We start from the raw sequence: 14,577 nt of genomic DNA, 5'->3' as shown, positions 1-14,577 counted from the left end.
CAGCTCCGCTTCTCAACCACAACTCACATCCGCTCGCTACGGCACTGTCAGGCTTAAAACCGTTACTGTTACTTGTCCAGCGCCTTCAAGACCTTGTCGGTAATGTCGATGCGCGGGCTGGCCCACAGGGCTTCCTGCAGCACGATGTCATATCCTTCGATATGCGCCATCTGCTGGATGATGGTGTTGGCTTTTTCCGCGATGGCGCTGCGCTCTTCGTTCGTGCGCTGGCTCAGGTCTTCGCGAAATTCGCGCTGGCGGCGTTGCAGCTCCTTGTCCAGCTCGAAGAATTCGCGCTGGCGTTTGGCGCGCTCGGCCTCGCTCAGGGTGGGCATATCCTTTTCCAGGGCCTCGTTGGCCACCTTGAAGCGGCTGCCCAGTTCCTGCACCGCTTTTTCGCGCGAGCGGAACTCTTCGGCCAGCTTGGCGCTGGCCGCTTTGGCCAGCCTCGATTCGTTATAAATACGTTCGCTGCTGATCCAGGCGATCTTCGACTCCTGAGCCTGCGCCTGCACCGGCAACAGCGAACTCCAGCACAATGCGATCACGGCAAGGGACTTGGGCAGGGTAGCGGATGCGGTGTTCATGATACTCCATGGTCAAAAGGTAAAAGCTGTCGGCCCGGTTCAGATGGCCGGTCAGAAACCGGTGCCCATCTGGAACTGGAAGCGCTCCAGGCGGTCCGTCGGCTTGGCGTTCAGCGGTTTGGCATAGCTCAGCTTGAGCGGGCCCACCGGTGAAATCCAGCTGATGCCCAAGCCAGCAGAATAGCGCAATTGCGAGATCCGCATTTTTTCGCCTTCCTGGTAAACCTGGCCGCCGTCAAGGAAACCGAACCAGCGCAGGCTGCGGTCATTGCCCGAACCGGGGAATGGCATCTGCAGTTCGGCGTTACCGATCAGGCGCGAAGCGCCGCCCAGGGCATCGTTGGTGCTCGGTTCTACCGCGCCCAGCGAGGAACTCAGGTAGCCGCGCACCGAACCGATGCCACCGCCGTAGAAGTTCTTGAAGACCGGGTACACGTGATTGCCGATGCCGTGGCCGTAATCGATCTCGCCTTTCAGCGCCAGGGTAACCTTGCTGAACAGCGGACGGAAATACTGGTGCTCATAGATGGCACGGAAGTACTTCTGGTCGCCGATCAGGTCAGCCTCCAGGTTGACGCGCTGGTAGCGGCCGATCGATGGCGTCAGGGCGCTGTCGCGGCTGTCACGCTGCCATGCCGCCGTCAACGGGATGGAATTGGTGGTAGCCGAACCGATACCGTCGGACGGGCCACCATTGTCTTTCACGTACTGCTTGAAGCGGACCGGGCTGGTGATGTCGGTTTCGATGCGCGAGCGCTCGGCGCCGATGCCGAAGAAAACGGTGTCGACTTCCGAGAATGGCACGCCGAAACTGACGCGGCCACCGGTTTGCTTGATCTTGTAGCTGCCGATGTTCAGCGCCGGCGGTTCCGTCGTACGCAGGTAAACTTCAAAGCTGCGCGAAATGCCATCGTCCGTAAAATACGGATTGGTTTGCGAAAACGCAATCGTGCGGCTGTAATGGCTGGTATTGAGTTCAATACCAACCGTGTTGCCGCTACCGGCGAAGTTGGCCTGCGAAATCGATGCCGACAGGGTGAACTTCTCCGACTGCGAAAAGGCGCCGCCGATCAGGAAGTTACCCGTTGGTTTTTCCACCACCGTCACGTTGACGTCGACCTGGTCGGTCGTGCCCTGCGCTTCCGGCGTGTCGATGGTCACGTCCTTGAAGTAGCCCAGGCGGTCGACACGGTCGCGCGACAGCTTGATCTTGTTGCTGTCGTACCAGGACGATTCGAACTGGCGGAATTCGCGGCGGATGACTTCATCGCGCGTGGTGGTGTTGCCGGCGATATTCATGTGGCGCACGTACACGCGCTTGCCCGGATCGATGAAGAAAGTAAAACCCACTTCATGCTTGTCACGGTTGATTTCGGGATTGGCATTGACGTTGGCAAAGGCATAGCCGAACGTGGCCAGGCGGTCCTGGATGCGTTTATTCGTGGCCGTCAGGCGCGCACCCGAGTAAATCTCGCCTTCGCGCATCAGGTTCAGCGCTTTCAGCTCTTCTTCGCGGCCGAACATCTCGCCTTCGAACTTGGTGCCGGCGATCTTGTACTTTTCACCTTCGGTGATATTGATCGTCAGGTAAATGTCTTTTTTATCGGGCGTGATCGACACTTGCGTGGAGTCGACCTGCATCTCGATATAGCCACGGTCCAGGTAGTAGGACTTCAGCGACTCGATGTCGCCCGTCAGCTTGGTCTTCGAATACTGGTCGGCCTTGGTGTACCAGCTGAACCAGCCGCCCGTGTTCAGGGCCAGCTGTTCGCGCAGTTCCTTGTCCGTGAAGGCCTTGTTGCCGACGATGTTGATCTGCTTGATGCGGGCCACGTCGCCCTCGTCGACGGCGAACACCACGTTGACGCGGTTGCGCTCGATCGGCGTGACGGTGGTGGTGATCTTCACGCCGTACAGGCCATGCGACAGATACTGGCGCTTGAGCTCTTGCTCCGCGCGGTCGACCGAGGCCTTGTCGAAAATCTTCGCTTCGCCGACGCCGATTTCCTTCAAGGCCTTGACCAGCACATCTTTTTCAAATTCCTTGGTGCCCGTGAATTCCACGGCAGCGATGGCCGGGCGCTCCTCGACCAGCACCACCAGCACGTCGCCATCGACTTCCAGGCGCACGTCCTTGAAAAAACCCGTCGCGTACAGGGCTTTGATGGCGGCGATACTCTTCTCGTCGGAGAACGTTTCGCCGACGCGCACCGGCAGATAGCTGAAAACAGTACCCGCTTCAGTACGCTGGATCCCTTCGACCCGGATGTCCTTGACAGTAAATGGCTGGACGGCCAGCGCATGGCCGGCACAGAAGGCCATGACGGCGGCGCCGATCAGGCTGCGACGAAAGGAAGGCAAGGCAAAACGAGCAGAATGTAATTTCATTGGGGTTATTCAATGGGTAAATCAATGGACAACATACACAAAAGATTGCTTGTGCGACTCACGCAATGGCATCAACCACCGCCCTAATTCAGCAATCGCAACACGTCATTAAAGACGGCAAGCACCATCAAGGTCAGCAACAAACCGATCCCCAGGCGCTGGGCAATCTCGCCTACGCGCTCCGGCAAGGGGCGTCCGGTCAAAACTTCCAGCGAATAATACAGCAAATGCCCGCCATCCAGAACAGGAATGGGTAGCAAATTCATCACGCCCAGACTGATACTGATGAAGGCGATGAAGCTCAGGTAGCTTACCAGGCCGGTGCGCGCCGTCTGGCCCGCATAATCGGCGATGGTAATGGGCCCCGTCACATTCTTCAGCGAAACCTGGCCGGTAATCATTTTACCCAGCATTTTCAGGCTCATGACACTGGTATCCCAGACCTTGGTGGACGCCTTGCCTACGGCAGAGAACGGTCCGGAGGCCACATTGATCATATCCGGCACCTGCCCCAGCTTTGCCTGGATCTTACCAACTGTTACAGCTCCCTCTGCCCCCGCACCCGGCACGGCCTCCGGCGTAATGGGCAAGCTCAGGTCCTGGCCCTGGCGCAGGAGTTGCAATTGCAAGGTCCGGCCCGGCGCCTGGCTCAGGGTGGCGATGACGGCCGCCACGTCGTGCACGGGCTGCTCGTTGATGGCCAGGATCTGGTCGTTTTTCTGCAGACCGGCGCGCGCGGCGGCGCCACCGGGCATGATTTCCATCAGGGTCGGCGCGGAACGGGCCAGGGTGAGGCCCAGCTTGCCCAGCACGTCGCCTTCCAGGTCCGTCTCCGTCAGGCTGGCCGTCGGCAAGGTCGCCTCCTGCTGGCCACGGTCGGGACGGCGCACTTCGATGCGCGCCGGCCGCTTGTCGAGGGTGGCCTGGATCAATTCCCAGCGCAGCTCGGACCAGCTCGCTACGGCCTTGCCATTCACCGTTTCAACCGTGTCGCCGCTGCGCAAGCCGGCCGCGTAGGCGGCCGTCTGCTCGGCCACGGGACCGAGCTTGCTCGACGGCTCTTCGATGCCATGCATGAACAGGCCCGCGTACAGCACGATGGCGACAAGGAAATTGGCCAGCGGGCCGGCGGCCACGATGGCGATGCGGCGCCACACGCTCTGGCGCGTGAATTCGCGGCGCAATTCGCTTTCCGGCAAATCGCTGAGGTCTTGCGCGCGGCTGTCGAGCATGCTCACATAGCCGCCCAGCGGCAGCGCGGAAATCGCCCATTCCGTCTGGTCCTTGCCAAACTTGCGCGAATACACCACTTTTCCCATGCCGATCGAGAAGCGCAGCACTTTCACGCCGCACCAGCGCGCCACCAGGTAGTGGCCCAGCTCGTGCAGGGTAATCAGTGAACCGAGCGCGACGATAAAGGCCAGCAAGGTAGTAATCAGCGTCATGCGGCCAGCCTCTGGGCGATATACGCGTGCGCGGCCGCTCTGGCCAGGCGGTCCTGCTCCATCACGGCCTCGATGCTGGAGGCGGCGCCATGCGGCACCGTCTCGATCACGTGGGCGATGACTCTGTCGATCTGGCGGAAGCCGATCTGCCCGTCGAGGAAGGCTTGCACCGCCACTTCATTGGCCGCGTTGAGCAGGGCCGGCGCCGTACCGCCAGCGCGCAAGGCGTCGAACGCCAGCGCCAGGCAGGGGAAACGGCGAAAATCGGGACGTTCGAACTGCAGGGTGGCCACTTGCGCCAGGTCCAGCTGTGCCACGCCGGAAGCGATACGCTGCGGGTATGCCAGTGCATGGGCGATCGGCGTGCGCATGTCCGGGTTGCCCAGCTGGGCCAGCACGGAACCGTCGACATACGACACCATCGAATGGATCACGCTTTGCGGATGGATCAGCACCTCGATCTGCTCGGCCGGCGCGCCGAACAGCCAGTGCGCCTCGATCACTTCCAGGCCCTTGTTCATCATGGTGGCCGAATCGACGGAAATCTTGCGTCCCATGGCCCAGGTCGGATGCTTGCAGGCCTGGTCCGGCGTGACCGTGTCGAGCGTCTCGACGTCGCGCGTGAGGAAGGGGCCGCCGGAAGCCGTCAGCACGATTTTTGCCACGCCCGCGGCGCCTGGCGCGCGGCCATGCGCGTGCGGCATGCATTGGAAGATGGCGTTATGCTCGCTGTCGATAGGCAGCAGCACGGCGCCGTTATCGTGCACGGCATCGATGAACAGCTGGCCGGACATGACCAGCGCCTCTTTATTGGCCAACAATACTTTCTTGCCGGCGCGTGCCGCCGCCAGGGTGGGCGCCAGGCCGGCCGCGCCGACGATGGCCGCCATCACGCCCGTCACCTGCGGTGCGCTGGCGATGGCGCACAGGGCTTCCACGCCGTACTCGACCTGCGTAGCGACGCCCTGCCCGCGCAGCAAGCGCGTCAGCTCAAGGGCGCCGTCTGCCGTGCCGACGACGGCACGCTGCGGACGGAACTGCAGGCACTGGGCGGCCAGTTCGGCCACGCGGCTGTGCGCGCTCAGCGCATACACGCTGTATTGCTCGGGATGACGCGCGAGCACGTCCAGGGTAGACACGCCGATCGAGCCGGTCGCGCCAAGGATGGTGATGTATTGCATGAGTTTCCTTAAAGCCAGCTGGCCACGAGGGCGGCAAATGGCAGGACCGGGATCAGCGCATCGATACGGTCAAGTACGCCGCCATGGCCAGGCAGCAGGTTGCTGCTGTCCTTGATGCCGGCGCGGCGCTTCAATTGGGATTCGAACAGGTCGCCGACGATGCTGGCCGCGACGACCAGCAGCAGCACCAGCAGGGCCACCAACCAGCCGCGGCGCAATTGCAGCTGCACGGCGAAGGTGTCTTGCAGCACCGGCAACGATGGCGCGGCGACGATGGTGATGGCGGCGATGACGAGCACGGCGATGCCGCCGCCGATGGCGCCTTCCCAGGATTTACCCGGGGAAATGCTGGGCGCCAGCTTGCGCTTGCCGAACGCCTTGCCCGAAAAATACGCGCCGATATCGGCGATCCACACCAGCGCCATGACGGACAGCAGGTACAAGGGGCTATGCAGGAACAAGGCGATGATGGCGACGAAGCAGCCGACGATGGTCACCGGGTACACCAGGCTGAGCAAGGTATTGCCCAGGCCTTCGGTGGGCGGCAAGCCCGTCGCCAGCGAGGGCACGAAGCGGATCAGCCAGATGGCCACGCACAGGGCGAACCAGAAATTGAGCTGCGCCATGCCGTTACCGACAAAAAACGTATACGCGAAGGCGGCAGTCCAGACGGCAGCAATCAAGAGCGCCTGGCGATTTTTGAAAATGCGGAAGCTTTCCCAGACGGCGGCGCCGAAGAACGCCGTGGCGATCACGGCGAAGGCGGGGAAATAATTCAGATACAGAACCGGCAGCAAGACCGCCAAGAGGACCAGGGCGGTGATTATCCGTGTTTTCAGCATCAGTTTGTCTTTTCAGTTAATTGCGCGCTGGTACGGCCAAAGCGCCGTTCGCGCTGCTGGTAAGACGCGATTGCCGCGTCGAGGCACTCGTCATTGAAGTCGGGCCAGAAAGTCTCGGTAAAAAACAGCTCAGTGTACGCCAGTTGCCACAGCAGGAAATTGGAAATGCGCTGCTCGCCGCCTGTGCGGATGAACAAGTCAGGCTCGGGCGCATAGGCCATGGCCAGGTGCGGCGCCAGTTGCTCTTCCGTGTAAGCCTGCCCGGCAGGCTGGCCGTTGGCAGCGGCCTCGACCGTCATTTTGTTGACTGCCTGCATGATGTCCCAGCGCCCGCCGTAATTGGCGCAGATCGTCACCGTCAGGCGCGTGTTGCGCGCCGTCTTGCGCTCGGCATTGGCGATCAGGGTCTGCAGCTGTTCGTTGAAGCGCGACAGGTCGCCCACCACTTTCAGGCGGATGTCGTTGGCATGCATCTTCACAACTTCGCGTTCCAGCATGGTAACGAACAGGCGCATCAGCATCGACACCTCTTCTTCCGGGCGGCGCCAGTTTTCCGAACTGAAGGCAAACAGGGTCAGATATTCGACACCCCGTTCGAGGCAGGTCTCGACGACACCGCGCACGGCGTCAGCGCCCTTGACGTGGCCAGCCACGCGCGGCAGGAAGCGTTTGGTTGCCCAGCGGCCATTGCCATCCATAATGATTGCCACATGGCGCGGCACAGTGCCAACCTCAGGTACTGCCGTTGTCGAACTCGAATAGATCATGAAAACACGAATACCAAAAATAAAAGATAACTATTATGCGCCAAATAGCACTGCCCGGAAAAGCCATGCTTTCCCGGGCAGCGTCAAAAGGAGTGAAAACTAGACCGTCAGCACTTCTTTTTCTTTGTCGACCACCATCTTGTCGATGTCGGCAATAAACTTGTCCGTCAGTTTCTGCACTTCTTCCGACGAGCGGCGCTCATCGTCCTCGGAGCATGCTTTTTCCTTGACCAGTTTCTTCAGCGACTCGTTGGCATCGCGGCGAATGTTACGCACGGCAATCTTCGCATCTTCCGCTTCGCTCTTGACCAGCTTGACCATTTCCTTGCGGCGCTCTTCCGTCAGCGGCGGCGTCGGGACGCGGATCATGTCGCCCTGTGCCGATGGGTTCAAGCCGAGGTCGGCGTCACGGATGGCTTTTTCGACGGTCGAGGCCATCTTCTTTTCGTACGGCTGCACACCGATGGTGCGCGCGTCGATCAGGGTCACGTTGGCTACCTGGGTCAGCGCCGTCGGCGAACCGTAGTAATCGACCATCACGTGGTCCAGGATACCCGTATGGGCGCGGCCGGTACGCACTTTGGCCAGGTCGGCCTTCAGTGTTTCCAGCGACTTCGTCATGCGTTCCTGGGTGTTCTTTTTAACGTCAGCTAAGGACATACGCCCTCCTATATCTTGATAATAAATGGGTATTACAATTATTCACTGCAGTGTAAATGTTCGCGCAGCCGGGAGTGCCGAAAACCGTTCAGGGCAAGGCGCAGCGCCGAAGACAGTACTTAATGTACGGCGAGGCGCTGCAACGCAGCCATGGACGGTTTCTCGGTGCTCCTTATTTCTATACGTGAACCAGCGTGCCTTCATCTTCGCCCATGATGACGCGCATCAGCGCGCCTGGCTTGGTGATCGAAAACACTTTGATTGGCAGTTTCTGGTCGCGGCACAGGGCGAATGCGGTGGCATCCATCACTTGCAGGTGCTTGGCGATGGCGTCGTCGAAGGTAATCGTGTGGAACAGGGTAGCGTTCGGATCCTTCTTCGGATCGGCCGTGTAGACACCGTCGACCTTGGTGGCCTTCAGGACGATCTCGGCACTGATCTCGGAACCGCGCAGGGCAGCTGCCGTGTCGGTGGTGAAGAACGGATTGCCGGTACCGGCGGCGAAGACCACCACTTTGCCTTCTTCCAGGTATTGCAGGGCTTTCGGACGGACGTACGGCTCGACGACTTGCTCGATGCCGATGGCCGACATGACGCGTGCGACGATGCCGACGTGGCGCATGGCATCGGCCAGGGCCAGTGCATTCATCACGGTGGCAAGCATGCCCATGTAGTCGGCGGTGGCACGGTCCATGCCTTGCGCGCCAGGTGCGACGCCACGGAAGATATTGCCGCCGCCAATCACGATTGCCAGTTCCACACCCAATTTCGCCACCTCGGCCACATCGGCCACCATGCGCTCGATCGTGGCACGGTTGATGCCGTAGGGATCATCGCCCATCAGGGCTTCGCCGGACAACTTGAGGAGGACGCGCTTGTAGGCTGGTTTTGACATGAGCTGGGGCTCCATAAATGAGGTTATTCGAGTATGACATGGCGCAGCGCCTTGCAGCGCCGGATAGGCGCGCGGGGCTGCCCATGCCGCCGCCCGGCACGACAGGTGCGGGCGGGCCAAAAAAACGGGCCTCTCGGCCCGCTTTACTTACGCTCCCTGGGAGGCAGCCATCTGTGCTGCGACTTCTGCTGCGAAGTCGTCTTGTTTCTTCTCGATGCCCTCGCCTACCACGTACATGGCAAAACCTTTGACGCTGGTGTTAGCCGCCTTCAGCATTTGCTCAACCGACAGCTTGTCGTTTTTCACGAAAGCCTGGTTCAGCAGCGATACTTCTTTCAGGAACTTCTGTACGGAACCTTCCAGGCGCTTGGCCAGGATTTCCGGCGATTGCGCTGGCTTGCCTTCGGCGGCCGCTTTGACTGCGTCTTCTTCGGCTTTCAGTTGGGCAACCGAACGCTCTTTTTCGATCAGTTCCGCTGGAACTTCATTCGACGACAGCGACACTGGCTTCATGGCAGCGATGTGCATGGCCACGTCTTTGCCGACTTGCTCATCGGCGCCGTCGAATTCGACGATCACGCCAATGCGCGCGCCATGCAGGTACGACGCCAGCTTGTTGCTGGTTTCGAAACGCTGGAAGCGACGGATGGTCATGTTTTCGCCGATTTTGCCGATCAGGGCAGCGCGCACTTCGTCCAGGGTCTTGCCATCGAGTGGCAAGGCCAGCAGGGCAGCGACGTCAGCCGGGTTGTGTTCTGCTACCAGACGGGCAGCGTTGTTGGCCAGTGCCAGGAAATCGTCGTTTTTCGCAACGAAGTCGGTTTCCGAGTTCACTTCGACCAGGGCGCCTACGCCATTGGCGATGTAAGTTGCCACGACGCCTTCAGCGGTGATGCGTGCCGATGCTTTCGATGCCTTGCCGCCCAGTTTGACGCGCAGGATCTCTTCCGCACGCGCCATGTCGCCATCGGCTTCGGTCAGTGCTTTTTTGCATTCCATCATTGGTGCGTCGGTTTTGCCGCGCAATTCGCCTACCATCGCTGCTGTAATCGCTGCCATGTGTTTCTCCTGATTCGGTGAGTCGACAGTCGCGGCCGGGCAGATCTGCCTCGCCAGCGGTCACTATCGTTTTTTTGTTAAAAAAAAGGGGGAGCTGCTGCCACCCCTTTTCCCTTACTGCTGTGCTTACAAACGGCTATCTCGCGATAGCCTGGCCATTAAGCCTGTTCGTTTACTTCGACGAATTCGTCGCCAGCGGCTGCTTTAACCATTTCAACAACTTCGTTACCGGCAGCTGCACGGCCTTCGATGATTGCATCAGCAACACCGCGAGCGTACAACATGATGGCTTTCGAGGAGTCATCGTTACCTGGGATCACGAAGTTCACGCCTTCTGGGGAGTGATTGGTATCGACAACGCCGATGACCGGGATACCCAGTTTAGCTGCTTCGGTGATCGCACCTTTGTGGTAGCCGACGTCGACGACGAAGATTGCGTCAGGAATGCCGCCCATGTCCTTGATGCCGCCGATCGATTTTTGCAGCTTGATCATTTCGCGGGAGAACATCAGCGCTTCTTTTTTCGACAGCTTCTCGATCGAACCGTCTTCAACCATGACTTCCATGTCTTTCAGACGCTTGATCGAGGTTTTGATCGTTTTGAAGTTGGTCAGCATGCCGCCCAACCAACGTTGATCAACGAAAGGCACGCCAGCGCGTTGTGCTTCAGCAGCGATGATTTCGCGAGCTTGACGCTTGGTGCCAACCATCAGGATGGTGCCACGGTTTGCAGCCAGTTGACGCACGTGCTTCATTGCGTCCTGGTACATCGCCATGGTTTTTTCCAGGTTGATGATGTGGATCTTGTTGCGATGGCCGAAGATGAACGGTGCCATTTTTGGATTCCAAAAACGGGTTTGGTGACCAAAGTGGACACCGGCTTCCAGCATTTCGCGCATTGTTACGGACATTATTAACTCCAGGGTTGGGTCTGGAATCCGATCAGTCACCATACAGGCACCCTTGTCGACCGGATTCGCGTGTTTATATAAATTAAAGACACTGTTTTACTGCATTGCCCAAAAGAGAATTCAAGCAACCCGGGATTCTACACCGAAATGCCCATTCCATCAAGTCCACGGCGCAAATCGCGCGCGCAGCGACGGCAAGCCTTGCACCACACTGGTGCAAGGCGTATCCACCATGGCCTTTCCCGCAAAAATCGCCTGCCTGCCATAGGAAGGAGGCGGCGGATGCCGGGCGCCTCGTTTATAATTTCGACATATTTGCAGACGTTTCCTCATACGCTGAGATTCGTCTGTGCTTTTCACCCGAACATCTTGCAGATTGCGAATCACACCATGTCCACCATCCGTATCAATAGCGCCGCCGACATCGAAGGCATGCGCGTTGCCGGCAAGCTCGGCGCCGAAGTACTCGATTACATCACCCCCTTCGTCAAGGTCGGCGTCACGACCGGCGAACTGGACCGCCTGTGCCATGAATACATGGTCAACGTGCAAGGCACCATCCCTGCCCCGCTGAACTACTGCCCGCCAGGCTACACGCCTTACCCGAAGGCCATCTGCACCTCCGTCAACGACGTCATCTGCCACGGCATTCCCGGCGACAAGGTCTTGAAGAGCGGCGACTCCGTCAACCTCGACATCACCGTCATCAAGGATGGCTACCACGGCGACAACAGCCGCATGTTCCTCGTTGGCACGCCCACCATACTGGCCAAGCGCCTGTCGGAAATCACCTATGAATGCATGTGGCTGGGAATCGACCAGATCAAGCCGGGCGCCCACCTGGGCGATATCGGCCACGCCATCCAGCAACATGCGGAAAAAGCCGGCTACAGCGTGGTGCGCGAATTCTGCGGCCACGGCATCGGCAAGGTCTTCCATGAAGAGCCGCAAGTGTTGCATTACGGCAAACCAGGCACCCTGGAACGCCTGGAAGCAGGCATGATCTTCACCGTCGAACCGATGATCAACTCGGGCCGCCGCGAGATCCGCGAAATGAACGATGGCTGGACCATCAAAACCAAGGACCGCAGCCTGTCGGCGCAATGGGAGCACACGGTGCTGGTGACGGAAACGGGTTATGAAGTGCTGACCGTCTCGCCAGGCATGCCGCCACCGCCGGCCCTGATCCTGAACAAAGCCTGATTCTTCCATCCCACGCACCGCCACCCCAGGGCCCAGATGAAAAAGCAGATTCGGGAACAGCTGAAACAGCAACTGAAAGCCGACCGCCAGGTCGTCATTGCGGCCTTCCAGGCCGACGGCAAGCCTGAAAAACTGCTGCGCAGTCTGCGCCACAGCGTCGATGGCGTGCTGGCGCGCGCCTGGCAGGAAGCGGGTTTGCCGCCCGGCACGGCACTGGTGGGCGTGGGTGGCTACGGCCGCGGGGAACTGTTTCCGTATTCCGACGTCGACCTGCTGATCCTGCTGCAACAATCGCCGGACGCGGCGACGCAGGAAAAGCTCGAGGAACTGGTGCAACTGCTGTGGGACCTGGGCCTGGAAATCGGCCACAGCATCCGCACGGTCGATGAATGCATGGTTGAATCGAAGGCCGACATCACCGTGCAAACGAGCCTGCTCGAAGCGCGCCTCGTGTGCGGCAACGCGGACCTGTTCGCGCAACTGCAGCAGCGCTACGAGGCAGCCATGGACCCGCAGGCGTTTTTCCAGGCGAAAACGGCGGAAATGCGCCAGCGCCATGCAAAATACGAAGACACGGCCTTCAGCCTGGAACCGAATTGCAAGGAAAGCCCGGGCGGCCTGCGCGACTTGCAGGTGATTTTGTGGGTGGCCAAGGCGGCCGGCCTGGCCAATTCCTGGCGCACCCTGGCCACAGGCGGCCTGATCACCCTGACGGAAGCGCGCCAGCTGATGGAAAAGGAGCGCGCCTTCAAGGATATCCGCGTGCGCCTGCACCTGCATGCGGGACGGCGCGAAGACCGCCTGGTGTTCGACGTGCAGACGGCGATCGCCGAATCGCTGGGCCTGCAAGCCACAGGCAGCGGGCCGCACATGCGCCGCGCCAGCGAATACCTGATGCAGCGCTATTACTGGGCCGCCAAGACGGTGACCCAGCTCAACACGATTTTGCTGCAAAACATCGAGGCACGGCTGTTTCCGCAAGACGACGTGGCCGTACCCATCAACGAACGCTTCAATGAAGTCAACAGCCTGATCGACATCAGCGCCGACGATACATTCGAACAATACCCGTCGGCCGTGCTGGAAATCTTCGTGCTGATGACGGAGCGCCCGGCCCTGAAAGGCATGACCTCGCGCGCCACGCGGGCGCTGTGGCACGCGCGCTTCAAGATCGACGCCGCCTTCCGCCAGGACCCAGTCAATCGCGCCCTCTTCCTGCGCATCATGCGGGCGCCTGTGGGCATCATCCACGCGCTGCGGCGCATGAACGAGATGAGCATCCTGGGACGCTACCTGCCGAATTTCCGCCGCATCGTGGGCCAGATGCAGCATGACCTGTTCCACGTGTATACGGTCGACCAGCACATTTTGATGGTGGTGCGCAACATGCGCCGCTTCACCATGAGCGAACATGCGCACGAATACCCGTTCTGCAGCCAACTGATGGCCGATTTCTCGCAATCGTGGCTGCTGTACGTGGCGGCCCTGTTCCACGACATTGCCAAGGGCCGCGGCGGCGACCATTCCAAGCTGGGCGTGGCCGACGCCACCCAGTTCTGCCAGGACCACGGCATGTCGGCAGAAGACACTGAACTGGTCGCTTTCTTGGTGGAAAATCACCTGACCATGTCGCAAGTGGCGCAAAAGCAGGACCTGTCCGACCCCGACGTCATCGCCGCGTTCGCGAAAGTGGTCAAGGACGAGCGCCACCTGACGGGCCTGTACCTGCTGACGGTGGCCGACATCCGCGGCACCAGCCCGAAAGTGTGGAACGCGTGGAAGGGCAAGCTGCTGGAAGACCTGTACAAGATCACCCTGCGCGTGCTGGGCGGCGAGCCGCACACGGCCGACCGCGAGCTGAAGAACCGCCAGCAGGAAGCACTGGCCACCCTGCGCCTGTACGGCTTGCCGCCCGATGCCCACCTGAAACTGTGGCAGCAACTCGATGTGGCGTATTTCCTGCGCCACGACGCCTCCGACATCGCCTGGCAGACGCGCTCGCTGTATGACAAACTCGACAGCAAGTTGCCAGTGGTAAAATGCCGGCTGGCGCCCATCGGCGAAGGCTTGCAGGTGGCCGTGTACATTCCCGACCAGCCTGACCTGTTCGCGCGCATCTGCAGCTATTTCGACCGCAAGAATTTCAGCATCCTCGACGCGAAGATCCACACGACCAGGAATGGCTATGCGCTCGACACCTTCCTCGTCACCGAGCAGAACTTCGCCAAGAGCTACCGCGACATCATCAGCCTGATCGAGCATGAGCTGGGCGAACTGCTGCAGTCGCAAACGCCGCTGCCGCAGCCGGGCAAAGGACGGCTGTCGCGCCTGTCGCGCACCTTCCCTTTCCAGCCGACGGTGGACTTGCGGCCCGATGAAAAGGGCCAGTACTACCTGCTGTCGGTGGCCGCCAACGACCGTACGGGCCTGCTGTATGCGATCGCCAATGTGCTGACCAAGTACCGCATCAACCTGCACACGGCCAAGATCATGACCCTGGGCGAGCGGGTCGAAGACGTCTTCCTCGTCGACGGTCCCGCGCTCAACAATGCCCGCAACCAGATATTGCTGGAAACCGATTTACTCGATGCGCTGAAGGTGTAAACCTTGCGCGCAGCGCCTACCCTTACTGAAACTGA

General features: G+C 60.1%; 12 protein-coding genes. 2 read left to right on the top strand and 10 right to left on the bottom strand.

The features are described from left to right. Nucleotides 1-68: 68 nt before the first annotated feature. From FJQ89_RS02210 to rpsB, 10 genes are all read right to left on the bottom strand, one after another. The gene (locus FJQ89_RS02210; protein WP_071077751.1) at nt 69-587 is read right to left on the bottom strand and encodes an OmpH/Skp family outer membrane protein; all 519 of its coding nucleotides are present in this window, start codon (nt 585-587) and stop codon (nt 69-71) included. A 51-nt stretch (nt 588-638) separates the two neighbouring features. Further along, nucleotides 639-2,975, bottom strand: a complete 2,337-nt coding sequence (gene bamA, locus FJQ89_RS02205) for an outer membrane protein assembly factor BamA (RefSeq protein ID WP_141168856.1) — start codon at nt 2,973-2,975, stop codon at nt 639-641. Between the two features lie 83 nt (nt 2,976-3,058). Next, nucleotides 3,059-4,420 (bottom strand): RIP metalloprotease RseP, encoded by a 1,362-nt coding sequence (rseP, locus tag FJQ89_RS02200; RefSeq protein WP_141168855.1) that lies wholly within the window; start codon nt 4,418-4,420, stop codon nt 3,059-3,061. After that, nucleotides 4,417-5,601 (bottom strand): 1-deoxy-D-xylulose-5-phosphate reductoisomerase, encoded by a 1,185-nt coding sequence (gene ispC / locus FJQ89_RS02195; protein WP_141168854.1) that lies wholly within the window; start codon nt 5,599-5,601, stop codon nt 4,417-4,419. Before ispC ends, rseP begins: the two co-directional genes overlap by 4 nt. Nucleotides 5,602-5,609: 8 nt before the next feature. Beyond that, entirely contained in the window at nt 5,610-6,443 is an 834-nt protein-coding gene (locus FJQ89_RS02190) for a phosphatidate cytidylyltransferase (protein WP_141168853.1), read from the bottom strand. Then, on the bottom strand, nt 6,443-7,210 hold the full coding sequence (gene uppS / locus FJQ89_RS02185; RefSeq protein ID WP_141168852.1) for a polyprenyl diphosphate synthase: 768 nt from the start codon (nt 7,208-7,210) through the stop codon (nt 6,443-6,445). The genes FJQ89_RS02190 and uppS overlap by 1 nt, the downstream gene beginning before the upstream one ends. Before the next feature lie 99 nt (nt 7,211-7,309). Further along, nucleotides 7,310-7,870, bottom strand: coding sequence for a ribosome recycling factor (gene frr / locus FJQ89_RS02180; RefSeq protein ID WP_141168851.1), 561 nt, complete (start codon nt 7,868-7,870; stop codon nt 7,310-7,312). Between the two features lie 178 nt (nt 7,871-8,048). Beyond that, nucleotides 8,049-8,765 (bottom strand): UMP kinase, encoded by a 717-nt coding sequence (gene pyrH, locus FJQ89_RS02175; protein WP_071077758.1) that lies wholly within the window; start codon nt 8,763-8,765, stop codon nt 8,049-8,051. Between the two features lie 147 nt (nt 8,766-8,912). Continuing rightward, complete coding sequence (tsf, locus tag FJQ89_RS02170; RefSeq protein WP_071077759.1) at nt 8,913-9,824, bottom strand: translation elongation factor Ts; 912 nt, start codon at nt 9,822-9,824, stop codon at nt 8,913-8,915. A 158-nt stretch (nt 9,825-9,982) separates the two neighbouring features. Next, nucleotides 9,983-10,735: a 30S ribosomal protein S2 gene (rpsB, locus tag FJQ89_RS02165; protein ID WP_071077760.1), complete on the bottom strand. Its 753-nt coding sequence runs from the start codon at nt 10,733-10,735 to the stop codon at nt 9,983-9,985. Nucleotides 10,736-11,125: 390 nt separating this feature from the next. Here rpsB and map point away from each other — a divergent pair, with 390 nt between their 5' ends. Continuing rightward, nucleotides 11,126-11,938 carry a type I methionyl aminopeptidase gene (gene map, locus FJQ89_RS02160; protein ID WP_096238442.1) on the top strand — a complete coding sequence of 271 codons (813 nt, stop codon included), beginning with the start codon at nt 11,126-11,128 and terminating at the stop codon, nt 11,936-11,938. 36 nt (nt 11,939-11,974) lie between these two features. After that, a complete protein-coding gene (locus FJQ89_RS02155) occupies nt 11,975-14,542 on the top strand; it encodes a [protein-PII] uridylyltransferase (RefSeq protein WP_141168850.1) in 2,568 nt (855 codons plus the stop codon). Nucleotides 14,543-14,577: the final 35 nt, after the last annotated feature.

This window comes from Janthinobacterium tructae (genome assembly GCF_006517255.1).
Taxonomy (GTDB): domain Bacteria; phylum Pseudomonadota; class Gammaproteobacteria; order Burkholderiales; family Burkholderiaceae_D; genus Janthinobacterium; species Janthinobacterium tructae.
The sequence above is the reverse complement of the archived record's forward strand: the minus strand, read 5'-3'. Positions and strand labels throughout refer to the sequence as shown.

What these genes read in the sequence shown, in the direction of transcription:
- FJQ89_RS02210 (WP_071077751.1), bottom strand. Translation starts at nt 587, where the DNA reads ATGAACACCGCATCCGCTACCCTGCCCAAGTCCCTTGCCGTGATCGCA.
- bamA (WP_141168856.1), bottom strand. Translation starts at nt 2,975, where the DNA reads ATGAAATTACATTCTGCTCGTTTTGCCTTGCCTTCCTTTCGTCGCAGC.
- rseP (WP_141168855.1), bottom strand. Translation starts at nt 4,420, where the DNA reads ATGACGCTGATTACTACCTTGCTGGCCTTTATCGTCGCGCTCGGTTCA.
- ispC (WP_141168854.1), bottom strand. Translation starts at nt 5,601, where the DNA reads ATGCAATACATCACCATCCTTGGCGCGACCGGCTCGATCGGCGTGTCT.
- FJQ89_RS02190 (WP_141168853.1), bottom strand. Translation starts at nt 6,443, where the DNA reads ATGCTGAAAACACGGATAATCACCGCCCTGGTCCTCTTGGCGGTCTTG.
- uppS (WP_141168852.1), bottom strand. Translation starts at nt 7,210, where the DNA reads ATGATCTATTCGAGTTCGACAACGGCAGTACCTGAGGTTGGCACTGTG.
- frr (WP_141168851.1), bottom strand. Translation starts at nt 7,870, where the DNA reads ATGTCCTTAGCTGACGTTAAAAAGAACACCCAGGAACGCATGACGAAG.
- pyrH (WP_071077758.1), bottom strand. Translation starts at nt 8,765, where the DNA reads ATGTCAAAACCAGCCTACAAGCGCGTCCTCCTCAAGTTGTCCGGCGAA.
- tsf (WP_071077759.1), bottom strand. Translation starts at nt 9,824, where the DNA reads ATGGCAGCGATTACAGCAGCGATGGTAGGCGAATTGCGCGGCAAAACC.
- rpsB (WP_071077760.1), bottom strand. Translation starts at nt 10,735, where the DNA reads ATGTCCGTAACAATGCGCGAAATGCTGGAAGCCGGTGTCCACTTTGGT.
- map (WP_096238442.1), top strand. Translation starts at nt 11,126, where the DNA reads ATGTCCACCATCCGTATCAATAGCGCCGCCGACATCGAAGGCATGCGC.
- FJQ89_RS02155 (WP_141168850.1), top strand. Translation starts at nt 11,975, where the DNA reads ATGAAAAAGCAGATTCGGGAACAGCTGAAACAGCAACTGAAAGCCGAC.